General features: G+C 70.4%; 26 protein-coding genes. 13 read left to right on the top strand and 13 right to left on the bottom strand.

Translation table 11 applies throughout. From position 1 onward, the window contains the following. The first annotated feature begins 20 nt into the window (after positions 1–20). The gene (gene ispF, locus JWN68_RS02210; protein ID WP_297734032.1) at positions 21–509 is read left to right on the top strand and encodes a 2-C-methyl-D-erythritol 2,4-cyclodiphosphate synthase; all 489 of its coding nucleotides are present in this window, start codon (positions 21–23) and stop codon (positions 507–509) included. On the opposite strand, the gene JWN68_RS02205 is transcribed toward ispF, so the two are convergent. From JWN68_RS02205 to nirB, 3 genes are read right to left on the bottom strand one after another with little or no spacing between them, the layout of a single operon-like run. Then, complete coding sequence (locus JWN68_RS02205; RefSeq protein ID WP_297734029.1) at positions 506–1,633, bottom strand: uroporphyrinogen-III synthase; 1,128 nt, start codon at positions 1,631–1,633, stop codon at positions 506–508. The two genes, ispF and JWN68_RS02205, sit on opposite strands and share 4 nt — an antisense overlap. Next, positions 1,630–1,980, bottom strand: coding sequence for a nitrite reductase small subunit NirD (gene nirD / locus JWN68_RS02200; RefSeq protein ID WP_297734026.1), 351 nt, complete (start codon positions 1,978–1,980; stop codon positions 1,630–1,632). Before nirD ends, JWN68_RS02205 begins: the two co-directional genes overlap by 4 nt. After that, positions 1,977–4,634: a nitrite reductase large subunit NirB gene (nirB, locus tag JWN68_RS02195; protein ID WP_297734023.1), complete on the bottom strand. Its 2,658-nt coding sequence runs from the start codon at positions 4,632–4,634 to the stop codon at positions 1,977–1,979. The genes nirD and nirB overlap by 4 nt, the downstream gene beginning before the upstream one ends. A 285-nt stretch (positions 4,635–4,919) precedes the next feature. On the opposite strand from nirB, the gene JWN68_RS02190 reads away from it, so the two are divergent. Beyond that, on the top strand, positions 4,920–5,906 hold the full coding sequence (locus tag JWN68_RS02190) for a cation diffusion facilitator family transporter (protein ID WP_297734020.1): 987 nt from the start codon (positions 4,920–4,922) through the stop codon (positions 5,904–5,906). Here JWN68_RS02190 and JWN68_RS02185 read toward each other — a convergent pair. Further along, entirely contained in the window at positions 5,863–6,909 is a 1,047-nt protein-coding gene (locus tag JWN68_RS02185) for an FAD-dependent oxidoreductase (RefSeq protein ID WP_297734017.1), read from the bottom strand. The genes JWN68_RS02190 and JWN68_RS02185 overlap by 44 nt on opposite strands. A gap of 71 nt (positions 6,910–6,980) precedes the next feature. Here JWN68_RS02185 and JWN68_RS02180 point away from each other — a divergent pair, with 71 nt between their 5' ends. Then, a complete protein-coding gene (locus JWN68_RS02180) occupies positions 6,981–7,673 on the top strand; it encodes a 2-C-methyl-D-erythritol 4-phosphate cytidylyltransferase (RefSeq protein ID WP_297734014.1) in 693 nt (230 codons plus the stop codon). 89 nt (positions 7,674–7,762) lie between these two features. On the opposite strand, the gene JWN68_RS02175 is transcribed toward JWN68_RS02180, so the two are convergent. Both JWN68_RS02175 and JWN68_RS02170 read right to left on the bottom strand, forming a co-directional pair. Next, complete coding sequence (locus JWN68_RS02175) at positions 7,763–8,335, bottom strand: 2-C-methyl-D-erythritol 4-phosphate cytidylyltransferase (RefSeq protein WP_297734010.1); 573 nt, start codon at positions 8,333–8,335, stop codon at positions 7,763–7,765. Between the two features lie 101 nt (positions 8,336–8,436). Continuing rightward, entirely contained in the window at positions 8,437–8,922 is a 486-nt protein-coding gene (locus JWN68_RS02170) for a CarD family transcriptional regulator (RefSeq protein WP_297734007.1), read from the bottom strand. A gap of 213 nt (positions 8,923–9,135) precedes the next feature. Between JWN68_RS02170 and JWN68_RS02165 the strand changes: the two genes are divergently transcribed. The 3 genes from JWN68_RS02165 to JWN68_RS02155 are packed head-to-tail and all read left to right on the top strand — an operon-like array spanning position 9,136 to position 11,329. After that, on the top strand, positions 9,136–9,990 hold the full coding sequence (locus JWN68_RS02165; RefSeq protein WP_297734003.1) for a UbiA family prenyltransferase: 855 nt from the start codon (positions 9,136–9,138) through the stop codon (positions 9,988–9,990). 21 nt (positions 9,991–10,011) lie between these two features. Beyond that, positions 10,012–10,554, top strand: coding sequence for a hypothetical protein (locus JWN68_RS02160; protein ID WP_297734000.1), 543 nt, complete (start codon positions 10,012–10,014; stop codon positions 10,552–10,554). Positions 10,555–10,585: 31 nt separating this feature from the next. Next, the gene (locus JWN68_RS02155; RefSeq protein ID WP_297733997.1) at positions 10,586–11,329 is read left to right on the top strand and encodes a phosphoglyceromutase; all 744 of its coding nucleotides are present in this window, start codon (positions 10,586–10,588) and stop codon (positions 11,327–11,329) included. A gap of 105 nt (positions 11,330–11,434) precedes the next feature. Here the strand turns inward: JWN68_RS02155 and phoU are convergent, their stop codons facing one another. Beyond that, the gene (phoU, locus tag JWN68_RS02150; RefSeq protein WP_297733994.1) at positions 11,435–12,091 is read right to left on the bottom strand and encodes a phosphate signaling complex protein PhoU; all 657 of its coding nucleotides are present in this window, start codon (positions 12,089–12,091) and stop codon (positions 11,435–11,437) included. A 120-nt stretch (positions 12,092–12,211) separates the two neighbouring features. Between phoU and JWN68_RS02145 the strand changes: the two genes are divergently transcribed. The 4 genes from JWN68_RS02145 (at position 12,212) to JWN68_RS02130 (ending at position 15,621) form a co-directional block, all read left to right on the top strand. Further along, on the top strand, positions 12,212–13,480 hold the full coding sequence (locus JWN68_RS02145) for an ATP-binding protein (RefSeq protein ID WP_297733991.1): 1,269 nt from the start codon (positions 12,212–12,214) through the stop codon (positions 13,478–13,480). A gap of 67 nt (positions 13,481–13,547) precedes the next feature. After that, complete coding sequence (locus tag JWN68_RS02140) at positions 13,548–14,225, top strand: response regulator transcription factor (protein WP_297733988.1); 678 nt, start codon at positions 13,548–13,550, stop codon at positions 14,223–14,225. 74 nt (positions 14,226–14,299) lie between these two features. After that, positions 14,300–15,244: a DMT family transporter gene (locus JWN68_RS02135; protein WP_297733986.1), complete on the top strand. Its 945-nt coding sequence runs from the start codon at positions 14,300–14,302 to the stop codon at positions 15,242–15,244. 17 nt (positions 15,245–15,261) lie between these two features. Beyond that, positions 15,262–15,621: a DUF1304 domain-containing protein gene (locus JWN68_RS02130; protein WP_297733983.1), complete on the top strand. Its 360-nt coding sequence runs from the start codon at positions 15,262–15,264 to the stop codon at positions 15,619–15,621. Here JWN68_RS02130 and JWN68_RS02125 read toward each other — a convergent pair. The 4 genes from JWN68_RS02125 to JWN68_RS02110 form a co-directional block, all read right to left on the bottom strand. Further along, positions 15,618–16,127 (bottom strand): YbjN domain-containing protein, encoded by a 510-nt coding sequence (locus JWN68_RS02125; RefSeq protein ID WP_297733981.1) that lies wholly within the window; start codon positions 16,125–16,127, stop codon positions 15,618–15,620. The two genes, JWN68_RS02130 and JWN68_RS02125, sit on opposite strands and share 4 nt — an antisense overlap. After that, positions 16,124–17,386, bottom strand: a complete 1,263-nt coding sequence (gene mshA, locus JWN68_RS02120; RefSeq protein ID WP_297733978.1) for a D-inositol-3-phosphate glycosyltransferase — start codon at positions 17,384–17,386, stop codon at positions 16,124–16,126. The genes JWN68_RS02125 and mshA overlap by 4 nt, the downstream gene beginning before the upstream one ends. Positions 17,387–17,487: 101 nt before the next feature. Continuing rightward, positions 17,488–20,466 carry an Ig-like domain repeat protein gene (locus JWN68_RS02115; protein ID WP_297733975.1) on the bottom strand — a complete coding sequence of 993 codons (2,979 nt, stop codon included), beginning with the start codon at positions 20,464–20,466 and terminating at the stop codon, positions 17,488–17,490. A gap of 367 nt (positions 20,467–20,833) precedes the next feature. Next, the gene (locus JWN68_RS02110; protein WP_297733972.1) at positions 20,834–21,709 is read right to left on the bottom strand and encodes an RNase H family protein; all 876 of its coding nucleotides are present in this window, start codon (positions 21,707–21,709) and stop codon (positions 20,834–20,836) included. A 132-nt stretch (positions 21,710–21,841) separates the two neighbouring features. Between JWN68_RS02110 and JWN68_RS02105 the strand changes: the two genes are divergently transcribed. Together JWN68_RS02105 and JWN68_RS02100 are read left to right on the top strand one after the other, a co-directional pair. Beyond that, complete coding sequence (locus JWN68_RS02105) at positions 21,842–22,582, top strand: SDR family NAD(P)-dependent oxidoreductase (protein ID WP_297733969.1); 741 nt, start codon at positions 21,842–21,844, stop codon at positions 22,580–22,582. Between the two features lie 23 nt (positions 22,583–22,605). After that, positions 22,606–23,295: an amino acid racemase gene (locus JWN68_RS02100; protein ID WP_297733966.1), complete on the top strand. Its 690-nt coding sequence runs from the start codon at positions 22,606–22,608 to the stop codon at positions 23,293–23,295. A gap of 3 nt (positions 23,296–23,298) precedes the next feature. On the opposite strand, the gene JWN68_RS02095 is transcribed toward JWN68_RS02100, so the two are convergent. Together JWN68_RS02095 and JWN68_RS02090 are read right to left on the bottom strand one after the other, a co-directional pair. Continuing rightward, complete coding sequence (locus JWN68_RS02095) at positions 23,299–24,627, bottom strand: protealysin inhibitor emfourin (protein WP_297733964.1); 1,329 nt, start codon at positions 24,625–24,627, stop codon at positions 23,299–23,301. 67 nt (positions 24,628–24,694) lie between these two features. Then, on the bottom strand, positions 24,695–25,489 hold the full coding sequence (locus JWN68_RS02090) for a hypothetical protein (protein ID WP_297733961.1): 795 nt from the start codon (positions 25,487–25,489) through the stop codon (positions 24,695–24,697). A gap of 251 nt (positions 25,490–25,740) precedes the next feature. Between JWN68_RS02090 and JWN68_RS02085 the strand changes: the two genes are divergently transcribed. Next, positions 25,741–26,656, top strand: a 916-nt coding sequence (locus JWN68_RS02085) for a GTP-binding protein (RefSeq protein WP_297733958.1), incomplete at its 3' end; no start/stop codon positions are given.

The following is a 26,656-nucleotide window of genomic DNA, read 5'->3' as shown; positions in this document are numbered from 1 at the left end:
TGATCGGGCATGATGCGACCGTGAGTCTCCCCCGCATCGGCATCGGCACCGACGTCCACCGGCTGGTCGAGGGCGTCCCGCTGCACCTGGCCGGGCTCACCTGGCCCGACGAACCGCGCGGGCTCGAGGGGCACTCGGACGCAGATGTCGCCGCCCATGCGGCGTGCGACGCCCTCTTCTCCGCGGCAGGGATCGGTGACCTGGGTGTCCACTTCGGCACCTCGGAGCCCGCATGGGCAGGAGCGTCCGGGGCGAGCCTGCTGGCGGAGTCCGCGAGCCGCGTCCGGGCAGCGGGTTTCGAGATCGGCAACATCGCGATCCAGGTCATCGGCAACGCCCCCCGTCTCGGTCCGCGACGTGGCGAGGCCGAGCAGACGCTCTCCGCCGCTGTCGGCGCGCCGGTCTCGCTCAGCGCCACCACGACCGACGGTCTCGGGCTGACCGGCCGCGGCGAGGGCGTCGCGGCGATCGCGACCGCCCTCGTGGTGCCGGTCGTCCAGACCAGCTAGCCCGCGACCGCCAGGCGGTAGCCGCGCTTGACCACGGTCTGGACGACTTTGGTGCCGAGAGCCGCCCTCAGCCGCGCGACCGCCATCTCGACCGCATGCTCGGAGCCCGCGGTCCCGCTCGGCAGGGCCGCGAGGAGCTCGCGGCGCGCGACGACGTGACCGGGGTTGACCAGCAGAGCCTGCAGGACCACCAGCGGAGCCGGGGAGAGCCGGACCTCCACGCCGTCGAGCAGGACGCGGTCGCTGTGCAGGAGCAGCACGTGCCCGGCGACCTCGGTCGAGAGACCCTCCCGACGCGACGGCAGCTCGGTCTCCAGCAGCTTGATCATCGCGGCAAGCCGTGACCGGTCGGGCGTGACCGTCGGCACGCCCCACAGCTCGAAGGCAGCGGCGGTGACCGGCCCCACGCAGGTGGCGACGACGTCGGCCTGGAAGGCGGCGACCACCTCGTCCCGGCGCCCGGTCACCCCGGCCGCCTCCATCAGGGACGCGACCGCCGGCGCAGACGTGAACGTGACCGCGTCAAGCTCGCGGTCGGCGATCAACTCGACCATGGAGAACATCGGCTCCGGGTCCTCCGCGCTCGCCACTCGATAGACCGTCACCACGTCGACGCGCGCGCCCTGGCGCTGCAGCGCATGGGCCACCATCGACAGCGACTGGCCATGCTCTTGTACGACGATGCGCAGGCCGCCGAGGTCACGTCCCCGCAGGTGCACGAGGACGTCCTCGAAACACTCCGAGTCGGGCGCCCACAGCTCGCGCAGCCCGTTGCGACGCAGCGCCCCCACGCTCTTGGGACCGCGCGCCAGCACCTCGGAGTCGCCGATGGCGGCGACAAGCTCGTCGTGGAGGCCCCAGGTGCGGGCCGCCTCGAACCACGCCTTCATGCCGATGCCGGTGGTGGCCACGAAGATGTCGATCGGCTCGGCCAGGACCCGCTCGGTCGCGGCCCGCAGCTGTGCGTCGTCCACCTGGTTGGGGTCGCTGGAGAGCGCCGGGGCCCAGTCGACCTTCGCACCACGCCGTTCGAGGAGGGTGATCTGTTCCTCCACCTTGCGGGCGGCCGTCACCCCCACCCGGTAGCCGTGGAGCGGCGCCCCACAGCTCGTACCGACGCTCATGCCACCTCGCGGCGTGCGCCGACGTGCACGATCCCGTCCTCGACCAGCACGTCAAAGGCGGGGACGCTGGTGTGCTCGTCGTCGAGGCAGCGTCCGGTGCGCAGGTCGAAGGCGTGCTTGTGCATCGGGCTGGCCACGAACGGGATGCCCTCGCGGGTGCCCACGATGCCGCGGGCCAGCACGGAGGCCTTGGCGAACGGGTCGTGGTTGCCCACGGCATAGATCTGGCCGTCGTGGGTCCGGAAGATCGCCACTGCCTGGCCGTGCACGAGCGCCGCGACGCCGCGCTCGGTCTCGAGCTCATCGACGGGACACACCTTCTCCCACGTCCGGTCGGCGCGGGTCATCGGAGGCCGCCCGTGCCTGCCGGGGCTCCGACCGGGATCGTGGTGGCCAGCACGACCGGCACTCCAGGCTCGGCGGGCCGGATCTGCCCGCGCTCCTCGGTGAAGGAGATCGACGGGTCGGGGGTGTCGGGGGCGTTGACGAAGGAGACGAAGCGCCCGAGCTTCTCGGGGTCCTCCAGGGTCGCCTTCCACTCGTCGAAGTAGCTGCCGACGTGGCGGTCCATCTCGGCCTCCAGCTCGGCGCCGAGGCCCAGGGCGTCGTCCACGACCACCTCGCGGACCCGGTCGAGCCCACCGTCCAGCTGGTCGACCCACCCCACCGTGCGCTGCAGGCGGTCGGCGGTACGGACGTAGTACATGAGGAACCGGTCGAGGTAGGACACCAGCGTCTCGGTGTCGAGATCGCCGGCAAGCAACCGAGCATGGGCGGGTACGGCGCCGCCGTTGCCGCCGACGTACAGGTTCCAGCCCTTCTCCGTCGCGATGACGCCGAAGTCCTTGCCCCTGGCTTCGGCGCACTCGCGGGCGCACCCGCTCACCCCGCCCTTGAGCTTGTGGGGGCTGCGCAGCCCGCGATAGCGCTGCTCCAGCGTGATCGCGAGGCCGACGCTGTCCTGCACGCCGAAGCGGCACCACGTCGACCCGACGCACGACTTCACCGTCCGCAGGGACTTGCCGTAGGCATGGCCGGACTCGAAGCCGGCGTCCACCAGTCGCCGCCAGATCGCGGGCAGCTCCTCCATCCGGGCACCGAACAGGTCGATGCGCTGGCCGCCGGTGATCTTGGTGTAGAGGCTGAAGTCGCGAGCGACCTCGCCGATGACGATCAGCTTGTCGGGGGTGATCTCCCCGCCAGGGATCCGAGGCACCACCGAGTAGGTGCCGTTGCGCTGGATGTTGGCGAGGTAGGCGTCGTTGGTGTCCTGCAGCTGACGGTTGTCGCGGTCGAGGACGTGCCCGTTGAACTGGCTGGCCAGGATGCTGGCGATCGCCGGCTTGCACACGTCGCAGCCGCGGCCGGTGCCGTGGGCCTCCACGATGTCGTCGAAGCGCCGGTAGCCGTGCACCGCGACGATGTCGAAGAGCTCCTGGCGGCTGAGCGGGAAGTGCTCGCACAATCCCTTGTCGACCACCTTGCCGACGCTGGCGAAGTGCTCCTCGATGATGTTCTTGACCACGTTGACGCAGCTCCCGCAGGTGCTGCCCGCGCGGGTGCACGCCCTGACGCTCTTGACGTCCTCGCAGCCCTCGTCGCGGACCGCGACCAGGATGTCGCCCTTCGACACGTCGTTACACGAGCAGACCTGCGCCTCGTCGGTCATGCCGAGCTTCACGCCGCCCCGGCCCGCCGGCAGGATCAGCTCCTCCGGGTTGGCAGGGAGCGCGATGCCGCTCGAGACGAGCGGCCGCAGGACGCCGTACGCCGAGGCGTCCCCGACGAGGATCCCGCCCAGCAGCCGGTACGAGCCGTTCGCGGGGTCTGGTTCGGAGACGACGAGCTTTTTGTAGATGCCCGCCACCGCGTCGGAGAAGACGAGCTCGAGGGCGCCGTCGGTCGTGGCGAAGGCGTCGCCGAAGGTGGCGACGTCGACGCCGAGGAGCTTGAGCTTGGTGGACATGTCGGCGCCGTCGAAGGTGCCCGGGCCGTCGAGGAGCGTGTCGACGACGACCTCGGCCATCGCGTAGCCGGGTGCGACGAGGCCGTACATCGTGCCGCCCGGCGCCGCGCACTCACCGATGGCGAAGACGTGCTCGTCGGAGCTACGACACTGCTCGTCGACCAGGATGCCCCCGCGGGAGGCCACGTCGAGACCGCACTCACGGGCAAGGGCGTCGCGTGGACGGATCCCGGCGGAGAAGACCACCACCTGGGCGTCGATGGTCTCGGTCTCGTGGCCCTCCTCGGTGCCGGCCGGGCGCAGCCGAAGGCCGGTGACGAAGTCGTTTCCGGTGATGGCCTCGGTGAGCACCCCGGCGTGCACGTTGACGCCCAGCTGTTCGACGTGTCGCACCAGGGTGGCGCCGGCGGCGGGGTCGAGCTGGACCGGCATCAGGCGCGGTGCCATCTCGACCACGTGGGTGTCGAGGCCGAGCTGGACCAGGGCGTTGGCCGCCTCGAGCCCGAGGAGCCCCCCGCCGATGACGATGCCGCTGGTCGCATCACGACTGGCGGTGCGGATCGCCTCGAGGTCCTCGATCGTGCGGTAGACGAAGCACCCGTCCTTGTCGCGTCCCGCCACGGGGGGCACGAAGGGCGCGGCGCCGGTGGCCAGCACGAGGACGTCGTAACCGAGGGTGTGCACCTCTCCCGGCCCTGTCAGCGGCTCATGGGGCGGGTCGAGGGATGGGCGCGGGGTCGGCGAGACGTAGGTGACGGCCCGGCCGGGCCGGTCGATCTCGGTGACAGCCGCGTCGAGCACGAGCCTGACCCGCGGATCGGCGTACTCCCCCTCGGGCAGCAGCGACAGCTCGTCGGGGCTGTCGGCAGCGAAGAAGCTGGTCAGCGCGACCCGGTCGTAGGCCGGTCGCGGCTCCTCGCCGAGCACCACGATGTCGTGGGTCTCGGTGAGTCCGCGCTCGATCGCCGCCTGGACGAAGCGGTGGGCGACCATGCCGTGGCCGACGACGACGAGGGTGGCTCGCAGGTGCGTCATGCCCCGACGGTAGGTAAGCCATGTTGTGCGCGGTGTTTCCTCATGTTTCGAGGAGGAAAACCCTCGCGCACTCCCCTCACAGGTCACCGCAGCAGAAGCGCCGGGTCCCCGAACTCGTGCCACAGGTAGTCGTGGGCGACGGCTGCGTCGTACGCCGCCTGCGTGAGTCCGCGTCCTGCCACGGCGGTCGGCAGCCGACTGGCACCTACGAATCACCCCGACCCAGGACACCCAGCAGGAGGTACGGCGGGGGCTCTGGTTGCCGACCAGGGCCAGACTGTCACCATGGCCGAGACCACGACTTCCTCCGCACCCGGTGACGGCGCAGCATCGAAGCCCCCGGGGAGCGAGAGCCTCCTGACGGTCATCATCGCCCTCGGTGCCAACACCCTGATTGCTGTGGCGAAGACGGTGGTGGCCGCCATCACCGGCTCGGCGTCGATGGTTGCCGAGGCAGCGCACTCGTGGTCCGATGCCGGCAACGAGGTGTTCCTGCTGGTCGCCGAACGGCGCGCGGCCAAACCCGCCGACGACTCCCATCCCCTCGGTCACGGACGGGAGGCCTACGTCTGGTCGATGTTTGCCGCGTTCGGGTTGTTCACAGCCGGCGCCATCGTCTCGATCTGGCACGGCGTCTCGAGCTGGAACGCTCCCCACGGCGAGGAGGTCGACTACACCTGGGCCTACGCCGTGCTGGCACTGGCCTTCGTGCTCGAGAGCGTGTCCTTCCTGCAGGCACGTCGTCAGACGCGGGCGGCAGCGCGGGCCGCGGGGCTGCACCCCTTGCGTTTCCTCGCACGCACCTCCAACCCGACCCTGCGAGCCGTCTACGCCGAGGACGCCGCAGCGCTGCTCGGCATCCTGATCGCTGCGACGGGCATCGTGCTGCACCAGGTCACGGGGAATGCCCGATGGGACGCCGCGGGGTCCGTGCTCGTCGGGATCCTCCTTGGCTGCGTGGCGGTCTTCCTCATCAGCCGCAACCGAGACTTCCTGGTGGGGCAGGCGGCTTCGCCGGCGCTTCGGGCGAATGGGCTCCGGAGCCTGCGGGCCGATCCCGAGGTCGAGCGGGTGACCTTCCTCCACCTGGAGTTCGTCGGTCCGGGGAAGGTCTTCCTCGTCGCGGCCGTCGACCTCATCGGCGATTCACCCGAGACCGCGACATCACGGCGACTCCGTGCGGTCACTGCTCGCCTCGAGGAGCACGAGAACATCGAACGAGCCGTCCTCACCCTGTCGGTGCCCGAGGACGAGACTCTCGTCCCTGGGTGAGCAGGCGGCGTACGACGCCCTCACACCCACCACAGCCGGTGGTCGCCCGCGTGGACTCGCGGCACGACTCGAGGCTCGCGCACGCCCGGATCGCCCCGGCGCTGACTCCGGCGCAGGCGCAGACCTCTGCCACGTCGGGCAGGACCACGGAAGCCGCCGCGGCCTCAGCCAGGAGGAGCTGGCCGGCTTCGTCGGCTCCGAGGACTGTTCCCCGGTCGTAGAGCTGGGTGATCAGCCCCACCCGCGAGAGGTCCCCGACGAGGGCGGCGGCCACGATCACTCCCCCGTCGATCACGAGCCGCCGGTGTGAGCCCGCGATGGGGTTGGTCATCTCGACCACCTCGCCCGTGGCGTGCTCCGGATCGCCCAGCACAGCCACCTCGAGGTCCGTGGCTCGCAGCCGGGCGACGCTGCGCGACCCGTCGTATCGCGCGGAGCCACCGGTAAGGACGTCGGCGAGCACGCCTGCCTGCTCCCAGGCCGGTGGCACGAAGCCGGTGGTGCGGCCGCGGTGCTCGACGCAGTCCCCGAGCCCGTGGACGCGCACGTCGGACACCGACCGGAGGGCGGAGTCGACCACGAGGCCACGCCTGACCATCAGCCCCGCCCGGCGGGCCAGGGCCGTCGAGGGTCGGCCGCCGGCCGTGAGCACGACGAGGTCGGTGCTGAGCTCGTAGCCGTTGTCCAGGCGCAGCCCCGGCTCGGTCATCCGGACGGCACGCGCGCCGGTATAGACCTCGGTCCCGAGCCTGCGCAGGTCGCGCGCCAGCACGCGCCCGCCGGGCTCGCCCAGCTGGGAGGCGAGGAGGTGCTCGGCGCCCTCGACGATCTCGGTGTGCAGCCCGCGCATCGCCAGCGCCCGCGCGACCTGGAGGCCGAGCAGTCCACCACCGACGACGACTGCCCGGGCTCCGGCGCCGAGCCTGGCGACCTCGGCATCGAGGCACCGGCAGGGAGGGACGCTAGGAACCGGAGGTTTCGCCGGGGCTCTCGTTTGTTTCACCCATGGGTCAACTTGTCCTCACGACCTCACGGGGCTGCTGACCGCAGCGATCCACGCCTACGATTCACCGCATGCCCGCCGCCATCGTCATCGTTGCCGCCGGTTCGGGCACCCGCGTCGGTGCGGGGATGAACAAGGTGCTGCTGCCCCTCGGCGACCGGCCGGTCCTGGCGTGGTCGGTGCGCGACGCCCTCGCGACCGCCGACGTGCGCCAGGTGGTCGTCGTGGTCCGCGCAGCCGACCGGGGGGCGGTCGAGACGGCGCTCGCACCCCACCTGGGCGACGCCGAGGTCGTGCTCGTCGATGGCGGTGCCAGCCGACACCAGTCCGAATGGGCAGCGCTGCGGTTCCTCGCACCCGCGATCGAGGCCGGTGACCTCGATCTGGTGGCCATCCACGACGGCGCCCGTCCGCTCGCCGGCAAGGCGCTCTTCGAGGAGACGCTGGCCGCAGCCCGCCATCACGACGGCGCGATCCCGGTGACGCCGGCGCGCCACCTCCTGACCACCTCCCTCACCGCGGTCGTCGGGGAGCTCTGCGGCGTACAGACGCCGCAGGCGTTCGGTGCCCGCCTCCTCCTCGCGGCACACCGCGCCGCCGCCGAGACGGGCTTCGAGGGCACCGACACCGCAGCCGTCCTCGCCGACCACGCCGAGGTGGCGATCGCCGCCGTCCGGGGTACGCCGCAGAACATCAAGATCACGTTCCCCGACGACGTCACCCTGGCCGAGAGCCTGCTCCTCATGCGGGATATCCATGGGTGAAACGGCTCTGAATATGGCCTGGCCGGAGCCGTTTCGCCCATGGATATCTCTCGAGGAGGACGAACATGGATGCCCCCGGGGCGTGCTCCTCAGCCGCTCGTGAGCCCCTCGAGCACCGGCAGGTCGTCGGGCGAGGACACCCGGCGTGCGGCGGCCGGCGCCTCGACCAGCACGACGTGGTGCGAGCGCGCGAGCTCCGCGACCAGCTCGACGAGGTCGGTGCCGGGCTTGTCGACCATCGCGGCCACCACCGAGGCCGGCAGCACCACGGGTGAGGCCACCGTCACCAGACCCTCGCGATCCACGGTGTCGCCGACCAGGCCGTCCGCGACCAGCTTGACCGTGTCGGTGACGGGGTGGACGGCGACCACCACGGCGTCCTCGTCCAGCGCGCGACGCAGGCACGCCGCGATGAAGTCGGCCGGTGTCATCGGGCACAACGAGTCGTGGAGGACGAGGGGCTCTCCCGCTCCACGGACCGCGTCCCACTGGATGCCGGCGTCGATCGCAGTCACGCCGGCCTCGCCGAGCGCCCACGCCGCGCACGCCACCAGCGCCTCACCGTGGATGAGCGCATAGGGCAGCGATCCGCGCCCCTCGTCGAGGACCATCCCCAGCGCCGGGGGACCCTCGTCCGCCGGATCGAAGAAGGTGTGAGTCATCAGGGGCACGAGCCTAGGACGTGCGAACACGCAACGAGGCCCCGGCCGGAGCCGGGGCCTCGTGCACGTGCAGCTGAGTTGCCGGAGCGCTCAGTGGAGCGTCAGGACGCGAGGACCTCGTCGAGGATCGCCTCGGCCTTGTCCTCGTTGGTCTGCTCGGCCAGCGCGAGCTCCGAGACCAGGATCTGACGAGCCTTGGCCAGCATCCGCTTCTCGCCGGCCGACAGCCCGCGGTCGCGCTCGCGGCGCCACAGGTCGCGCACGACCTCGGCCACCTTCATGACATCACCGGAGTGCAGCTTCTCGAGGTTCGCCTTGTAGCGACGCGACCAGTTGGTCGGCTCCTCGACGTGCGCAGCACGAAGGACGTCGAAGACCCGCTCGAGACCCGCCTTGTCGACGACGTCGCGAACTCCGACCAGATCAAGGTTGCAGGCCGGGACGCGGACGACCAGGTCCTGCTGAGCGACAATGCGCAGGACGAGGTATTCCCGGTCCTCGCCCTTGATGGTCCGCATCTCGATGTTCTCGATGACAGCAGCCCCGTGATTTGGGTAAACAACCGTTTCACCAACGGTAAAAGTCATGTACTGGTACCCCTTCCTAGGTGACCAGTCTAACACGGACCCCGAGCGCCTCCGGACATCGTTTGTGCAGGTCAGAGCACCCATCGTGGCTTGACAGACCGTCCGTCATGTGGTCCGCCCACCCCGCTTCGCCCGGTGGCGGTCCACAGATTTCCGAGCGACTCCGACGTCTTTGCCTGTGCGCAGGGCCCGGGTGTGGACATACTTCGTCCCATGTCGCCCCTCAAGCGTCTGCGCGGCCGCACGCCCGCGGACGCATCGACCCCTGCCCCGCAGCCTGCACCTGCCGGGGCATCGGCCGGTGCTCCGACGCGGGCCGGCGACGCCGGGCCCCAGGGGAGTCCCCCGTCCGGGCTGGGCCACAGGTTGGGCCACACCCTGCCGGTCCTGCTGCTCCGTGCCGCGCATCCCAAGCAGGCTGTGCTCACCGCCCTGGGCCTCGCTGCCACGGCTGCTGTCGCTGGCCGACCTGCCCGTGAGGCCGCCCTGGTCCTCGTCACCGTGCTCGTCGGTCAGGCCATCCTCGGGTGGGACAACGACCTGGTCGACCGCGTGCGCGACGAGCGGCACGAGCGTCCCGGCAAGCCCATCGCCCACGGACTCCTCGAGCCCGGCACGGTGTGGTTCACCGTCACGTGTGCCCTGCTGCTCGTCGTACCCCTCTCCCTCAGTGCCGGTCCGAGGGCCGGGGGTGCCTACCTCGTCTCGCTGCTGATCGCGCTGGTCGGCAACCGGTTCCTGCGCGGCAGCTTCCTCTCCTTCGTGCCCTGGGTGTTGAGCTTCGGCCTCTACCCCGCCTACATCGCCTACGGCGGCTGGAACGGAGTGCCCTCCGAGACTCCCCCCACGGTGACGATCACGGTGCTGGCCGCCCTCCTCGGTCTGGGGGTCCACGTGCTGCGCGCGCTGCCCGGCCTGGTCCCCGACAACATCGACGGCATGCGGTCGTTGCCGTTGCGGCTCGCGCTCAAGACCGGCGCGCCGCGGCTGCTGCTGATCGCGGGCATCTTCACGAGTGTCGTGGGTGTGGCGCTTCCCATCTCCGCACGGGCGCTCGGCCTGGACTGAGGCGCCGCTAGGCTGTGCGCCATGCAGCTCCGACGTTCCCTCGCGCTCACCACCGCCGCCGTTGCACTCTCCACTGCCGGATTGTCGTCGTGCGGCTTCGACTACGCCACCAATCGCGACAACCCGATCACCTCCGCGGTCAACGCGCAGGACGGTGAGATCGACGTGCTCAGCGCGGTGATCGTGTCGACGGAGGCTGGCTCAGGCACCTTCATCGCGTCGCTGTCCAACAACTCCCTCGAGGAGGAGGCCTCGATGACCGAGCTCACCCTGCTCGCGGGTGAGGCCCCGGCCCCGGTCGAGTTCGAGCCCGTCGTCGTCAAGCCCAACACGCTCGTCAACCTCGCTGAGCCGGCTGCCGACATCAAGCTCACGGGCGACTTCGCTGCCGGTGACTTCGTCGAGATCGCGATCGGCTTCGACAACGGCGAGAGCGTCGAGATGGAGGTGGAGGTCGTCGAGAACGGCGGCTACTACGCTGACCTCGACGGGCCGGCCCCGAGCGAGACCCCAGAGCCCGAGGAAGCACCCCAGTCCGGGGTTCCTGAGTCCGAGACCGAGTGACCCGCAGCGACGACCCTTGGAAGGGAACTTCGTGACCTACACCCTCGTCCTGCTCCGCCACGGCGAGAGCGAGTGGAACGCCAAGAACCTGTTCACCGGCTGGGTGGACGTGGGGCTGACGGACAAGGGCCGCGCCGAGGCCGTGCGCGGTGGCGAGCTCATGGTCGCCGCGGGCGTGCTCCCCGACGTCGTCCACACATCCCTGCAGCGTCGCGCGATCAACACCGCGTGCATGGCCCTCGATGCCGCCGACCGCCACTGGATCCCGGTGAAGCGCTCCTGGCGGCTCAACGAGCGCCACTACGGAGCGCTCCAGGGCAAGGACAAGAAGCAGACGCTCGAGGAGTACGGCGAGGAGCAGTTCATGCTCTGGCGTCGGTCCTTCGACACTCCTCCCCCGCCGCTGGCCGACGACGACGAGTTCTCCCAGGTCGGGGACCCGCAGTACGCCGGCCTCGGCGCCGACATGCCCCGCGCCGAGTGCCTCAAGGACGTCATCGCCCGGTTCCTCCCCTACTGGGAGGACTCGATCGTCCCCGACCTGAGGTCGGGGCAGACCGTCCTGGTCGCCGCCCACGGCAACAGCCTCCGCGCCCTGGTCAAGCACCTCGACGGCGTCTCCGACGATGACATCGCCGGTCTCAACATCCCCACCGGGATGCCCCTGGTCTACCGCCTCGACGAGCAGCTCACGCCGACCGTTCCCGGCGGGGAATACCTCGACCCCGAGGCAGCTGCCGCGGCCGCGGCGGCCGTCGCCAACCAGGGCCGCTGACCGGCCCTCTTGACGTACTCCGCGAGGTTTCCGTCACCTTCCCGGGTGTTGCAGGCCGCTGGAAGGTTCGACTCCCCCGGGTAGCCGGGGGACCAGTGAGAAGGATCAGTTCTCGCGGCGCGAGACCTGCTCGCCGGTGACGACGAAGATGACCCGGTTGGCCACGGACACGGCGTGGTCGGCGATGCGCTCGTAGTAGCGGCCGAGCAGCGCGATGTCCACGGCAGCCTCGACCCCGTGCGCCCAGTCGTCGCCGAGGAGCTCGGCGAAGCTGCGCCGGCGGAGCTGGTCCATGATCTCGTCGTCGCGGCCGAGCTCGATGGCTGCCTCGACGTCGCGGTCGGCGATGATGGACTTCACCCGGCGCACCATGTCCTCGGCTACCTCGGCCATCTTCTCCACGGTCTCGAGGATCGACGCGGGTACGGCGAGGTTGGGGACCCGGAGCCGGGCGATCTTGGCGACGTGCACGGAGAGGTCGCCCATCCGCTCCAGCTCGCTGACCATGCGCAGGGCGGAGACCACGACGCGCAGGTCGCCCGCCACGGGCTGCTGCAGCGAGAGCAGCGCGAAGGCGTTGTCCTCCACGCGTTCCCGGTTGGCGTCGATCGCCCGGTCGGCGCTGATCACCTCTTCGGCGATCGCGGCGTCGCCGGTCAGCAGTGCTGCCGTCGCGCGGTTGACCGCGACCTCGACCTGCCCGCACATGGCGGCGAGGTCGAGGAAGACGGCGTCGAGCTGGTCATGGAAGGCCTCACGCATGTCGCCAGCCTAGGGTCGCAATGCGGGCGGGGCGGGGGGTCGCGATGAACGCCGCGTGAACACTCGGTGCTCGTCGTCTGATCGGCGGGTGGAGACCCGGACGGTGCGTACGATCACCGTGTGGATCCGACGCTTCTGGCAGGTCTTGCTGCCGCCATCGGGGCGATCGTCGCCGGTGGCGGGGTGCTTGCCTGGCACATCAGCGACCGGCAGCAGTCGCAGCGCCCGCACGTCGACGAGCCACTCGTCCCGGCCGGCGTGGCCGCCGTGCTCGCCGTCCTGAGGTCGAGCGCCGTCGTGATCGACCCCGAGGACCACGTGCTGAAGGCATCCGCCCCGGCCTATGCCCTCGGACTCGTGCGCGGGAACGAGGTCTTGGTCGACGACCTGCTCGACCTGATCCGTCTCGTCCGCCGCGACGGCCAGATCCGCGAGAAGGAGATGCAGCTCGGCACGCAGAGCTCCACGGCCCGCACCGTCGTGGCCAGGGTGGCCCCGCTGGGCTCCCGACTCGTCCTGGCGCTGGTCGAGGACCGCACCCGCGAACGCCGGGTGGAGTCCGTGCGCCGCGACTTCGTCGCCAACGTCAGCCACGAGCTCAAGACCCCCGTCGGTGCCATCCGGCTGCTCGCCGAGGCCGTCACCGACGCCTCCGACGACCCCGAGGCGGTCCAGCGCTTCGCCGGGCGGATGCTCACCGAGAGCGACCGGCTCTCCAAGCTCGTCCAGCAGATCATCGAGCTGTCCCGCCTCCAGGGCGACGACCCGCTCGAGACCCCCGCCCGGGTGCCCCTCGACGACGTCGTGGCGGCCGCCGTCGACACCAGCGTCATCGATGCGGGTGCCAAGGGGATCACCCTCGTCGCGGCCGGCGACCGCGGCCTGGAGGTGTTCGGCTCCCTCGACCAGATCAGCGCGGCGGTGACCAACCTCGTCTCCAACGCGGTCACCTACTCCGAGGCCGGTTCGCGGGTCCTCGTCAGCACCAAGTCGGTCGACGACACCGCCCAGGTCTCGGTCGTCGACCAGGGGATCGGCATCCCCCCTGGCGAGATCGACCGCATCTTCGAGCGCTTCTACCGCGTCGACCCGGCCCGGCACCGCTCCACCGGAGGGACCGGCCTCGGCCTCTCCATCGTCAAGCACGTCGCCGCGACGCACGGCGGCGACGTGAGCGTCTGGTCGGTCGAGGGCCAGGGATCGACGTTCACGCTCACGCTGCCGCTGAGTCCCGAACCCGGCAGCACCGGGCCGATGGAGCCGGTTGCGGTGGTGGCTCCGGTGCGGCGTACGCCGAAGGCCCCCCTCGCCCCCCACGAACAGGCCCTACGACCCGTTGAGCCAACACCCGACGCCGACCACATCAAGCAGCAGGAGGTACGCCGGTGAGCACCCCACGACGTTGTCCGTCTCCCCCGCTCCGCGCCCCCGACGAACAACGCCTCGGGGACCCCGCATGACACGGGTGCTCGTCGTCGAGGACGAAGAGAGCTACAGCGATCCGCTCGCCTACATGCTCCGCAAGGAGGGCTACGAGGTCGCGGTCGCGGCCGACGGCAACGCCGCGCTCGCGGAGTTCGCGCGCAACGGCGCCGACATCGTGCTGCTGGACCTCATGCTGCCCGGTGTGCCAGGCACCGAGGTGTGCCGCCAGATCCGTCAGACCTCCAGCGTCCCGGTCATCATGGTCAGCGCCAAGGACGACGAGGTGGACAAGGTGGTCGGCCTCGAGCTGGGAGCCGACGACTACATCACCAAGCCCTACTCGCCGCGCGAGCTGGTCGCGCGCATCCGCGCCGTACTGCGCCGAGGGCAGGAGCCCGACCTGCTGCCCGACACCCTCGAGGCCGGACCGGTGCGCATGGACGTCGAGCGTCATGTCGTCACCGTCGACGGGTCCGAGCAGCGGTTGCCCCTCAAGGAGTTCGAGCTGCTCGAGATGTTCCTGCGCAACCCGGGTCGGGTGCTCACCCGCGGCCAGCTCATCGACCGCGTGTGGGGCTCGGACTACGTCGGGGACACCAAGACCCTCGACGTCCACGTGAAGCGGCTGCGGGCCAAGCTCGAGCCCGATCCGAGCGAGCCGAAGTACCTCGTCACGGTGCGTGGCCTGGGGTACAAGCTCGATCTCTGAGCGACGGCGGGAAGTCGCGGTTCCTTGTCCGAAATCCGCTCGCGACCGGTCATGGGCGTCCGTAGCCTTGACTCGTGACAACGACCCCCGGCATGACACCCACCCAGCCCGCCGACGTTCCGTCGACCCCACCGGCTGACGCCACACCGGCCTGGCTGCCCCTCGTGGCGGTCGCGACCACGCTGGTCCTGTGGGCGAGCGCCTTCGTCGGGATTCGTCACCTCGGGGAGTCGGTGCCGCCGGGCGCACTGTCGCTGAGCCGACTGCTCGTGATGATCCTCGCCCTGGTCGTCCTGATGAAGGGCCGGGTCCCCAGGCTGCCGACGAGGCGGGAGTGGCCACTCGTCCTCCTCGGTGGGGCGAGCTGGTTCGGCGTCTACAACCTCACGCTCAACGAGTCGGAGCGCCGCATCGACGCCGGCACCGCGGCCCTCATCGTCCAGATCGGCCCGATCCTGGTCGCGTTGCTCGCCACCTTCTTCCTCGGCGAGCGGCTGACGAAGTGGCTGCTCATCGGCATGGGCGTCGGCTTCGCGGGCGTCGTCATCATCGGCCAGGCGTCCTCGCAGGGCGGCAACGGTGACCTGGTGGGGGTGCTCCTCGCGGTCGTCGCGGCGCTGACGTTTGCCGTCGGCGTACTCACGCAGAAACGGCTGCTGTCCGCGATGGGGGTCCTGGACATGACGTTCTGGTACGCCGTCGTCGGCGCGGTCGTCTGCCTGCCCTGGGCCGGCCAGACGGTGAGCGTGCTCACCGACGCGAGCGCCGAGACCTGGTGGTGGATCCTCTACCTCGGCGTGTTCCCGAGCGCGATCGCCTTCAGCACCTGGACCTACGCCCTGAGCCACGCCGACGCGGGCAAGTTCGCCCAGTCGACGTTCCTGGTCCCCTTCATCACCACGCTGATGGCGTGGCTCCTCCTTGACGAGGTGCCACCCGCCTTGGCGTTCCTCGGGGGCCTGCTCTGCATCGTCGGGGTCTTCGTCGCTCGGCGGACGCCGGCTCCACGCCCGCGCTGACCTGCCATGCTGCGCGCATGATCCCCGATCTCGTCGCGAACATCCTGATCGGCCTCGTGGCCGCGCTGCACGGCTACTTCCTGGTCCTCGAGATGTTCCTGTGGACCAAGCCGGCCGGCCGCGGGGCGTTCGGGCTGACCCGAGAGTTCGCCGAGGAGACGAAGGCGCTCGCCGCCAACCAGGGGCTCTACAACGGGTTCCTCGCCGCCGGCCTCGTCTGGGGGCTGGTCGACGACGACCTCGCCTTCAAGGTGTTCTTCCTCGGGTGCGTCATCGTCGCCGGCCTGTACGGCGCCGCGACCGTCAGCCGCAAGATCCTGTTCATCCAGGCGCTCCCCGCGGCCCTCGCGCTGGGCGCGGTGCTGCTCGCCCGCTAGGCCGGTGGCGGGGCGGGATCGGCGCCCGCCTCGAGCCACCCGCGGAAGGCGTCGAGGTTGCGTGTGGACTCGCCCCGCGAGATGCGCCACTCCCACTCCTTGCGGATGGAGGAGGCGAAGCCGAGCTCGAGGATGGTGTTGAACGACGCGTCGGCGTGGGCCAGGACGGAGCCGAGCAGCCGGTCCAGCTCGTCGGGGCTGACCGACGCCAGCGGCAGGCGGGCGTCGAGGTAGATGTCGCCGGTGTGGTCGACGGCAAACGCGACGGCGTACATCCGCAGGTTGCGCTCGAGCAGCCACCGGTAGACGCGTGCGTGGTTCTCGTCGGGGTTGCGGCAGACGAAGGCGTGGACACCGAGGGCGTGCTCGCCGACGTCGAGTCGCACCGGCGTCTGCAGCTTCTTCTCCCCGGGCAGGGTGATGGAGAAGGTCCCCTCGTGCGGTGACTCGTAGTCGATCTCGTTGGCGTCGAGGTAGCCGCGGATGGTGTCGGCGACGGATGTCACGCCGACATCTCATCACGCATCAGCGCGCAGGCGTCGCGGTAGGCCTCGAGGGTCCGCTCGGCCGTGCGGTCCCAGGAAAAGTCGCCGGCGTGGGCCAGGGCGCCCTCGCCGAGTCGCCTGGTCAGCGCCGGGTCCTCGATCAGCCGGCGGAGCGCCGCAGCCCAGTCCCGCGCCTCGTGGCCCTCGACCAGCAGTCCGGAGACCTCGTCCGCGACGACCGTCGTGAGTCCACCGACGGCGGCAGCCACCACCGGGGTCCCGGTGGCCTGCGCCTCGGCAGCGACCAGTCCGAAGGACTCGTTGTAGGAGGGTACGGCGACCGCTGTCGCCGCGGCGCACCAGCGGGCGAGCTCCGCCTGCGCCACCGGCGGCACGAAGCGGACGACGTCGTCGAGACCCAGCTCGGCGCTGAGCTTGGCGAGGGACTCGGGGTGCTCCAGGCCGCTGCCGGAGGGACCTCCGACGATCGGCACCACGAGCCGTGAGCGGAGCAACGGATCCTGCTGGAGGAGCACACCGACCGCTCGCAGCAGCACGTCCGGGGCCTTGAGCGGCTGGATGCGACCGGCGAACATCAGCACGATCGCGTCCGTCGGCAGACCGAGCTCGCGGCGGACGACGGCCTGGTCGACCGGCTTGAAGACCGACAGGTCGACGCCGGGGTGCACCACCTCGACGCGGTCCGGCTCGGCGCCGTACAGCTCCACTAGCTGCTTGGCCTCGAGGTCGGTGTTGGCGATCAGGAGGTCGGCGGCCTCGACGACCTGTTCCTCGCCGATCAGACGGGCCAGTGGTTCAGGGCTGTCGCCCTCCGCGAGCGCCTCGTTCTTGACCTTCGCCATCGTGTGCATGGAGTGCACGAGAGGCACGCCCCAGCGGTCACGGGCGAGCGCGCCGACCTGGCCGGACAGCCAGTAGTGGGAGTGCACGACGTCGTAGTGACCCTGCGGCTGGATGGCTTCGGCACGCAGCACCTCACGGGCGAAGGCACACAGCTGTCCCGGCAGCTCGCCCTTCGCCAGTCCCTCGAAGGGGCCGGCCGCGATGTGTCGCACGTGCACGCCGTCGAAGGCCTCCACCACCGGCGGGAGCTCCGAGGAGGTCGCACGGGTGAAGACGTCGACCGCGATCCCCTTCGCCGCGAGCCGACGGGACAGCTCGACGACGTAGACGTTCATGCCGCCCGCGTCGCCCGTCCCCGGCTGGTCGAGCGGGGAGGTGTGCAGGCTGATCATCGCGACCCGGTCCACGCGCGGCATCCTCTCGTCGGCCTTGGATCAGTTCAGCCGCCCAGAAATGGGCGCCACCCGGGTGCAACAGCACCCGGGTGGCTCAGATTCCCGATTCGTACGTCGCAGCGTCAGCCGCGGCGGACCGCGCGGATCTTCACTCGCTCGACCGAGCCGTCGTGACGCTCGATCTTGAGCTTCAAGATCGTGCCCGGTCGGACGTCGGAGGGGACCCGGATGCGGCTGGTCCAGTGACCCACGCCGTCGAGGCGACCGGCGAAGCGGAAGGCCTTGGCCTTCACGTCACCCGTGGGCGTGATCTCGGGGAACCCCTTGTTGACGAACTGCAGGGTGCGCCGCCCACCGACCGGGATGTTCCAGGCTCCGCCGACCTTCTCGCTGCGAGTCACCCACAGGTCGAGGATCGCGTAGTCGGCCGTCGACGTCGTGGCGTTTCCTGCCAGGTCCGTCGCGGTGACGGTGGCGCGGACGCTGCCGCCCAGGCCGCCGGTGGTGACGACCTTGCAGCTCTCCAGCCCGGACAGGGCATCTGCGGACAGACAGCCCGCCTCGGGTGCCGTGCCGTTGTAGGTGCGGCCCTGCTCCGGGCCGACGACGCGAGCCATCGGCGCGGTCAGGTCGATCGACACCGGAGCACTGGTGACGACCGCGATCCCGCCGTCGGCAGCGACCACGGTGCGGGTCACCGTCTGTCCGGCACCTTCCTTGTCGAGCGTGACCGGGGCCGGACAGGTGACCGGTGCCGAGCCGGTCGTGCAGGCAAAGGTGACGGTGACAGGCTGGTTGTGCCACCCGTTGCGAACCGCGCCTGAGAGCCTGGCCGCGACCGTCGGGTCCAGACGTGCTGTGGACACCGCCGACGACAGGTAGTTGACACCACCGGAGTAGGTCGCGGTGACCACGGAGTCCTCACCGCCGGTGCTGTCGCCCTGCCAGGTCGCCGTGCCGCCGTCGAGCGGGACGGTCGCCACGTCGGCTCCGTCGATGGCGAAGGTCACCGACCCGACCGGCACGCCGGTCGTGCCGCCGTCGACGACGGCGGTCAGTGATGACGACGTGACGGTGAGCGTCGTGGTGGTCGGAGCCTTGGCAACCACGAGCTTCTGGGTCGTCGTGGCCGAGTCGTAGGAGCCTGCCGGCGTCGCTGTGAACGTCGCCGTGACCGTGTGGACGCCGGCCTCGACACCGCTCAGCGGCGGGGCTGTAGCGGTTCCCGAGTCGTCCAGCTCAACGGGCGACCCGACCGGGTTGCCGTCGAGGCTGAACTGGACGACACCCGAGGGGACACCGTCCGGGCTCGTGGCCGTCGCGCTGAGCGGCACGTCGTCGCCGAAGGTCGAGGTCGGCAGCGGGCCGAGCTCGAGTCGCACCACGGGGAGCGCGGCGACGAGGGTGGCGGTGCCGGTGAGCTCGCCCAGGGAAGCGGTGACCCGATACGTGCCCGTGTCCTGCGGGGTGCAGACGGCGTCGGGGCAGGCCGCGTCAGGGCCGGACCCGTCCGCGTGCTGGAGGGTGATCGTGCTGTCGGTTGTCACGTCACCGATGCTGTTGCCGTAGGTGTCGGCGGCCGCGACGGTGTAGGTCACCGACGTGCCCGGTGTGACGGTGGTGACGTCCGGCGAGATGAGCAGCGTCGCTTCCGGTCCGGCGTTCACCTCGAGGGTGGTCGAGTTGGTGATGGCGCCGTTGGTGGCGGTGATCGTCCAAGTGCCCGCCTGGGTCGGGGCGCACACGGCGTTGGGGCAGGCAAGCGTGGCGGCGCCCTTGGTGGCAGTGACGGTGGCGCCGCTGTCCACTCGTGCGTTGTCGTAATCGTCGTAGCCGATCACGGTGTAGACCACGGGGTCGCCCGCAGCCGTCGAGCTGTCGTCCGGCGAGAGGTCGAGGCGGTCGAGGGCGGCCGGGGTGACGGTCAGGGTCGTGGCGTCGCCGGCAGGCGCGCCGTCTCCGGACTGTGAAGCACTCACCGAGTAGACGCCGGCGACGGTGAGGTCGCAGAGTCCGTCGACGCAGGTGATCGGCGTGCCCCCGGCAACAGGCGTCGCCACGACGGTGCTGGCGGACGTCTGGTCTGGCTGGGGGTTGCCGAACTGGTCGGTGCCCGAGACGGTGAACTGCACCGGGGTGCCGGCAGTGGTCGTGGCGTCCTCGGGGCTGATGGACAGTGCCGCGACGCCGTCGGCCAGCACGGTCAGGGTGGTGGAGTCGGTGACGGGACCGGTCGCGCCGGGGGCAGTCGCGGTCACGGTGTAGGTGCCCGCGGCCTCGGGGGCACAGTCACCGTCGGGGCACACGGTCGAGGCGCCACCGCCGGTCGGGGCGTAGGAGATCGTCGCCTGCTGACCGGGGATGCTCAGCCCGTTGGAGTCGGTGCCCTGCACGGTGTAGTGCACCGGCTGACCGGCCGTGGTGGAGGCGCCGTTCGGGCTGATGTCCAAGGTGGTCAGGTCGGACTCGGCGGCGACGACGGTGATCGACTGGGTCGCGTGCCCGGCGTCGTAGGTGTCGTTCGCAGCGGAATCAGCCGCGACGACGCAGGTGCCGCTGCTCTTGAAGAAAAGGGTCTGGTCGTCCTGGGCCAGGGCGCAGGCGCCGTTGGTGCTGGAGGGGTCGATCGAGTACGTCACGGGCAAGCCGGCGTCGGAAGACGCGACGGGCGTGTAGGTGTCCCCCACCTTCGCGGGAGATGGAGCAGTGGTGCTGAAGGTCACGGCCTGCGGAAGGCCGGCGTCGATCGTGAGGGTCCACGAGGGGATGAAGCCGCTGCCGCCGCCGATGTCGTCGTAGACGAAGAGCTTCCACGTGCCGTTGGGGTTGGTCCCGGCAAACGCGCCGGCGAAGGTCGTCGCGCCGGACTGGGCCGGCGCGGGTGCCGGGAACGTGTTGGCGCCACCCCGGTCCGTCGGGGCGTATCGCCCGGAGGGGGCGGGGCCTGGGAATCCGCTCGTGAGGGCGGGCTCTCCGTCGGCGAAGGTGAAGGTCCGCGGCTGCGCGCGGTTGTCCCAGTAGACGTCGGACAGGACGGTCAGGTTCTGCCCGTTGGGGCCCACGAGCATGACATGCATGTCGTACGAATATTGGTGGGTCATGTTGGTCAGGGTGAGCTCGACGGTCTCCACCCCGGTCGACAGGCCACTGACCGCGACGGTGGACGGATATGGAGACGCCTGTCCAATCGATGGGATTGCGATCCCGCTGGAGTTCGTGTGATTGACGGGAGCCGCGCTTGCCGGGGTCGCGAGACCGAGGGCGCCGAGGCCGGGTAGGAGGAGCGCGGCGGCGAGCAGGCCACGGCGCAGACGGGGGGCTGGGAGGGTTTTCACTCGCGCAGCAGACCACCGCCGAGCAGGCACCGTTGCCTAACGCCCCGTTTGGTTGAATCTTGTTGCTCTCTCGTTGCTTTCGCCGAGCAGATCCGATCGGGAGACCGCCACCGGTCCAGACCGCGCGACCGTGTCAGCCCTCCGCGGTGCCCTGGTGGAACCGCTGCTGCCAGTGACCCCCGGAGCGCTGCCACAACGAGCTCCGGAGCCGGCTCCCGTCGTCGGACGAGGCGCGCCAGACCAGCAGGATCAGGTCCGGCGCGAGCCTCGAGACGTTCAGGACGTCGAGCGTCACCGGTGCGTCGAGGGGCCCGATGTCGTCGAGGAGCACGTCCCGCTCCCAGAGCACCCCCGACGTGCCGATCTCCTGCCACTGAGGATGCAGCAGGGCCGCGACGGCTGACCGGTCGGAGCGCACCTCGTCGCGCAGCAACGACCGCTCGAGCTCGATCACCTGCTCCTCGTCGGAGAGATCGTCCACGAGGTCGCTGAAGAGGTCGGGCTCCTCCTCGACCTGACCGACCTTCGCCGCCGGGTGGTCGGTGCTGCTGCCGGCGAAGCCCGGGCCCGGGTCGGGCACGTCACCTCGCTGGTACGCCGCAGCGGCGGCGTTGGCCCGCACGTCGGCCGCTTCGTTGAGCTCGTGCCCAGCGTGGCCCTTGACCCACTCGAACTTCACCCGTCGGCCCTGCATGGCCGCGTCGAGCGCCTTCATCAGCTCCACGTTCTTCACCGGGGTGCCGCCGCCGGTCTTCCAGCCCTTGCGCTTCCAGCCGGCCATCCACTTGGTGATGGCGTTGATGACGTAGGTGCTGTCGCAGAAGACGTGGAGCTCGTCGTCGAGGTGGGCCGACTGCTGGAGGAGGTCCAGGACGGCCATGAGCTCGCCCATGTTGTTGGTGCCGTGCGGCCAGCCGCCCGAGGCCCAGCACGTGTCGTCGACGTACCACGCCCATCCTGCTGGTCCGGGGTTGCCGAGGGCCGAGCCGTCTGCTGCCGCGATGATCACGGGAGCATCCAATCACCGGGAGGCGCCCGGGCCGGTGAGGGCGTAGTTCAGTGTGGGTTCGCGCCCGTCCGCTCCCGAGCGCGACAAGACCTCGCTGAACTACCCCCGAGGGGCCGCGGCATGATGCACCGCATGACCGAACACAGGACTGCTGTCGTCACCGGTGCCTCCAGCGGCATCGGGGCCGCCACCGCACGGGCGCTGGCCGCCGAGGGCTTTCGGGTGGTGTGCGCTGCTCGCCGTACCGACCGGATCGAGGCCCTCGCCGGTGAGATCGGCGGGATCGCCGTACCCCTCGATGTCACTGACCCCGGCTCGGTTGCCGCGCTGGCCGCCCGGGTCGAGGTCGCGCACGTCCTGGTCAACAACGCCGGCGGCGCCTTCGGTTCCGAACCCATCGAGTCGGCCGACGCCGACGACTGGCTGCGGATGTACGACGTCAACGTCCTCGGCCTCATGCGCGTGACGCAGGCCCTGCTGCCCGCACTGCGGGCGAGCGGCGACGCGTTGGTGGTCAACATCGGCTCGACCGCGGGTCGGTGGGCCTACGAGAAGGGCGGCGGCTACACGGCGTCCAAGCACGCGGTCCGGGTGGTGACCGAGACACTGCGGCTCGAGCTCAACGGTGAGCCGATCCGGATCTCCGAGGTGGCTCCGGGAATGGTGCGCACGGCGGAGTTCGCCCTCGTGCGGTCGAGGGGCGACCAGGCGGCAGCGGACGCCGTCTATGCCGGCGTGGCCGAGCCGCTCGTGGCCGAGGACGTGGCTGAGGCGGTGCGCTGGATCGCGACCCTGCCTGCCCACGTCAACATCGACGAGATCGTCATCAAGCCCCGGGCACAGGCCGCAGCCCACAAGGTGCACCGCGTCTGAGCGGAGTCTGGAAGACTGCGCGGGTGCAGACCATCGGACTCATCGGCGGGATGAGCTGGGAATCCAGCGCCGTCTACTACCGCGACCTCAACCTCGGGGTGCACGAGCGTCTGGGCGGACTCTCCTCGCCCAAGATCGTGCTCAGCACCGTCGACTTCGCCGAGCTCACCGACCTCGAGGACCACGAACGCTGGGACCAGGTCGGAGAGCTGCTCGCCGAGGCGGGCCGGGGCGTGGAGCGCGCCGGCGCCGACTTCCTGCTGTTGTGCACGACCACCTTCCACAAGGTCGCCGACGCCGTGGCCGCGGCCGTCGACATCCCGCTGCTCCACCTGGGTGACGTGGTGGCCGAGGCGTGCCTGCAGGGCGGTCACTCGACCGTGGGCCTCATCGGCACCAAGGTCGCGATGGAGGACTCGTTCTTCGTCGAACGCCTTGCGTCGCACGGGGTGACGGTGCTGGTCCCCGACCCGAGGCACCACGACACCCTCAACGACGCGATCTACGACGAGCTCGTCCACGGCAACGTGGTCGATGCGACCCGGCGTCGAGTCGTCGCCATCACCGAGGAGCTCTGGGACGCGGGCGCCGGCGCGATCCTCCTGGGCTGCACCGAGCTCGAGCTGCTGATCCGGCAGCCCGACATCGAGCTCCCGGCGATCCCGTGCACGACCCTGCACGTCCAGGCCGCACTGGATCGAGCCCTCGGCTGATCCTCAGCGCTGCTGGCGGAGCACGAGCGTGGCCAGCTGGCGCAGATCTCCTGAGAGGGCCTGCTCGGGCAAGGTGACCGGATCGCCGTCGGCGACCCGGAAGGTGTAGACGAACATGTCGGGCATCGGCCTGTACGCCGCAGCGTTGGCCGCCGCCGCGTCGAAGTCGATGCGTTCGACCAGCGCTCGCAGCTCGCTCTCGGCGTCGCTGAGCGCCACCTCGCCCTCCTCGGTGCGCCCCGCGAAGCCGCCGGACCGCTTCACCCGGACCGTGCCGGCTCCTCTGGGCGCCGGCACCCACACCGCGGGCGCCTCGGACGGCATGGTGGCCCGGCTCCCGGGCATCACGCCGACCGCATGCCAGGCCTCGGTGACCGCGTCCGCGTGCTCTCCCGCAACGGCGATGGTCGCGGCGGCGAAGTCCACGAAATCGGCGTTCGGCTGCAGGCCGCCGGCCGTCAGTGCGGCGTACCAGATCTGGCCGGCACCTTCGAGGCTGGTACCGCCGATGGTGATGGCCGCGAGCTGGAAGGCCCGGTTGGGGATGCCGGAGTTGAGGTGGACGCCGCCATTGTCCTCATCGGTGTCGATGAAGTCGGCCATGTGCCCGACCTGCGGGTCCTTGCCCAGCGTGGGGTCGTCGTAGGCGGTGCCCGGCGCCGCCATGTCCCGCAGGGCACGAGCACGGATCGTCGGGACGAAGATCCCCTCCCCGATCAGCCAGTCGCCCTCGGCCGCGGACTGGCGGTGCGTGTGTTGCTTGAAACAGGCAGCCATGACGTCGGAGACCGACTCGTTGAGGGCACCGGCCTGGTCGCGGTAGATGAAGCCAGCGGTGTGTTCGGTCACGGCGTGGCCGAACTCGTGGGCCAGCACGTCCCCCGCCTTGGTGAAGCGCTCGAAGACCTCGCCGTCGCCGTCACCGAAGACCAGGTGGGTGCCGTCCCAGAAGGCGTTGTCGTAGGCGCGTCCGTAGTGGACCGAGATCGTGACGGGGGCACCCTTGCCGTCATAGGACGCACGGTCGAAGCCCTCGGCGAACATCGCGAGGGTCGCCTCGATGCTCGCGGCGGCCTCGTCGACCGCCACGTCCCCGGTCTCCGCCTGCCCCGCCGAGCGTGCCGGCCGCCCGGGCAGCGTGGTCGTGCTGCCGGCATCGTGGACGGTCCATGCGGCCACGTCGACAGCAGCGACTGGCAGGTTCCTCGGCTGGAGCGAGCGGGCGGCTCGTCGGGCACGGACCTGCTCGTCCAGGGCGAGGGAGCCGTGGGCACCCACGCGTTCGAGCAGCCAGGGCGGGATGAAGTGACAGCGTCCCCGAGAGATGTCCATGGACTAGGTCTACCCCGCACCGTCCCGGCGCACCACACCCGGGCAGGCGCACCTGCGTCGGTCTCGGTCAGGGGGCGAAGTCGAAGGTGAGGTCGGAGACGACCAGACGCTGGTCGGTGTCGACCGTGCCCGCGAAGGATTCAGCGCCGTTCCAGAGCATCAGGGACACGAAGGTCAGCGGCCCGGCGTAGCTCAAGGTCAGGTTGCCACCCGAGCCTGTCTCCTCGGACACGGCGTTGTCGCTCCCGGAGTGGGAGAACACCAGCGCGTCACCGAAGTTCGGGTCAGGCTGCTCGACGATGTCGGGCGTCTTGCTGACGACCGCGTATCCCGGACTCGGCAGCACGGCGTCCCAGGAATCTCCGACGTGGCCCTCGATGTCGGCGATCGTGAAGCTCAGGTTGGTGACCGTCCGGCTGAAGGTGAACGTGTAGATGCCCCGATCCTGGCTTCCCTCGGCATCCCACGAAGTTGTCGACTGCTCCAGGCACACCCCACCCGTGTCGAGTCCAGCCACCTGGGACCGAAACGTGAAGTTGGAGTTCCCGTTGGCCACGAACTCCGCTCCCGGCGACATGTTGCCGGTGTACGCGCATCCCAGGGTCACCGTCAGCGGTGCGGCGCCGGGCTTCGAGTACGTCGCTGCGGCCCTGCCGCCGTTCGGCCGCGAGTAGACGACGTCAGCCCCGTCCCAGTCGAGCTTTCCCGACGTCGTCGCAGGCCTCGGCGTCGACCACTCGCCGTGCGACCGAGGCTTGGGGATGGAGACGACCGGCGGGGTCCCGTTGGCGCCTCGGAAGACTCGACGCCAGCCGGGCGTGCTGACCGGTGATCCCGAGCGGTATCCGGTGGTGTTCGACATCTGGTGTCCTTCGCTCGCTCAGTCGTGCCCGCCTGAGGCATGGCCAGGAACCTACGCGCGGTTCGACACGACGCGCACCGTTGTTGACCAAGGGTGGACCTCCCGTGGGGCAAAGGTGCCCACTCCTGTCGAACGCAACGAAGCGAATTCCTACGATTGAAGGGCTGACCCGCTCCGCCGGTAGCCTTGACCGGCGCCGTACGCGCGCCCGTCGTCTTTGAACGCCCTGTTTGAACTGGAGCCCTTTTCGCATGCCTGAACGCTCAGACCTCCGCAACGTCGCCATCGTGGCCCACGTCGACCACGGCAAGACCACCCTGGTGGACGCCATGCTCCGTCAGGCGGGCGCCTTCACGGCCCACCAGGCCGAGAGCGTCGCCGAGCGGGTCATGGACTCCGGCGACCTCGAGCGCGAGAAGGGCATCACCATCCTCGCGAAGAACACCGCCGTGCACTACGCGGGGCCCGCCGGTGGTGGCCAGCCGATGGTCATCAACATCATCGACACCCCCGGCCACGCCGACTTCGGCGGCGAGGTGGAGCGCGGCCTGTCCATGGTCGACGGCATCGTGCTCCTCGTCGACGCCTCCGAGGGCCCGCTGCCCCAGACGCGCTTCGTGCTGCGCAAGGCGCTCAACGCCGACATGCCGGTGATCCTGGTCGTCAACAAGACCGACCGCAGCGACGCGCGCATCGCTGAGGTGGTCGACGAGACCTACGAGCTCTTCATGGACCTGCTGGACGAGAGCCACAGCCAGGACGCCCTGGACTTCCCGGTCGTCTACGCGTCCGGCCGTGCCGGCATCGCCAGCCTCGCGCGGCCCGAGGACGGCACCATGCCTGAGGGCAGCGACCTCGAGCCGCTGTTCAAGACGATCCTGGAGACCATCCCGGCCCCCGTCTACACCGAGGGCGCCCCGCTGCAGGCCCACGTCACCAACCTCGACGCCTCCCCGTTCCTGGGCCGCCTCGCGCTGGTCCGGGTCCACGAGGGGACGCTCAAGAAGGGCTCCACCGTCGCCTGGATGCGTCGCGACGGCTCGGTGAAGAACGTCAAGATCACCGAGCTCCTCGTCACCGAGGGCCTCGAGCGCCAGCCCGGTCAGAGCGCCGGCCCCGTCGACATCTTCGCCGTCGCCGGAATCCCCGAGATCACCATCGGTGAGA

This window comes from Nocardioides sp. (assembly GCF_025964975.1).
Taxonomy (GTDB): Bacteria; Actinomycetota; Actinomycetes; order Propionibacteriales; family Nocardioidaceae; genus Nocardioides.
Note: the sequence above shows the minus strand (reverse complement) of the source record. Positions and strands in the feature narration are given on the sequence as shown.

Coding starts and splice junctions, on each gene's coding strand:
- JWN68_RS02205 (WP_297734029.1), bottom strand. CDS start 1,633: ATGAGCGTCGGTACGAGCTGTGGGGCGCCGCTCCACGGCTACCGGGTG.
- nirD (WP_297734026.1), bottom strand. CDS start 1,980: ATGACCCGCGCCGACCGGACGTGGGAGAAGGTGTGTCCCGTCGATGAG.
- nirB (WP_297734023.1), bottom strand. CDS start 4,634: ATGACGCACCTGCGAGCCACCCTCGTCGTCGTCGGCCACGGCATGGTC.
- JWN68_RS02190 (WP_297734020.1), top strand. CDS start 4,920: ATGGCCGAGACCACGACTTCCTCCGCACCCGGTGACGGCGCAGCATCG.
- JWN68_RS02180 (WP_297734014.1), top strand. CDS start 6,981: ATGCCCGCCGCCATCGTCATCGTTGCCGCCGGTTCGGGCACCCGCGTC.
- JWN68_RS02175 (WP_297734010.1), bottom strand. CDS start 8,335: ATGACTCACACCTTCTTCGATCCGGCGGACGAGGGTCCCCCGGCGCTG.
- JWN68_RS02170 (WP_297734007.1), bottom strand. CDS start 8,922: ATGACTTTTACCGTTGGTGAAACGGTTGTTTACCCAAATCACGGGGCT.
- JWN68_RS02165 (WP_297734003.1), top strand. CDS start 9,136: ATGTCGCCCCTCAAGCGTCTGCGCGGCCGCACGCCCGCGGACGCATCG.
- JWN68_RS02160 (WP_297734000.1), top strand. CDS start 10,012: ATGCAGCTCCGACGTTCCCTCGCGCTCACCACCGCCGCCGTTGCACTC.
- phoU (WP_297733994.1), bottom strand. CDS start 12,091: ATGCGTGAGGCCTTCCATGACCAGCTCGACGCCGTCTTCCTCGACCTC.
- JWN68_RS02140 (WP_297733988.1), top strand. CDS start 13,548: ATGACACGGGTGCTCGTCGTCGAGGACGAAGAGAGCTACAGCGATCCG.
- JWN68_RS02130 (WP_297733983.1), top strand. CDS start 15,262: ATGATCCCCGATCTCGTCGCGAACATCCTGATCGGCCTCGTGGCCGCG.
- mshA (WP_297733978.1), bottom strand. CDS start 17,386: ATGCCGCGCGTGGACCGGGTCGCGATGATCAGCCTGCACACCTCCCCG.
- JWN68_RS02115 (WP_297733975.1), bottom strand. CDS start 20,466: ATGACCCACCAATATTCGTACGACATGCATGTCATGCTCGTGGGCCCC.
- JWN68_RS02105 (WP_297733969.1), top strand. CDS start 21,842: ATGACCGAACACAGGACTGCTGTCGTCACCGGTGCCTCCAGCGGCATC.
- JWN68_RS02095 (WP_297733964.1), bottom strand. CDS start 24,627: ATGGACATCTCTCGGGGACGCTGTCACTTCATCCCGCCCTGGCTGCTC.
- JWN68_RS02090 (WP_297733961.1), bottom strand. CDS start 25,489: ATGTCGAACACCACCGGATACCGCTCGGGATCACCGGTCAGCACGCCC.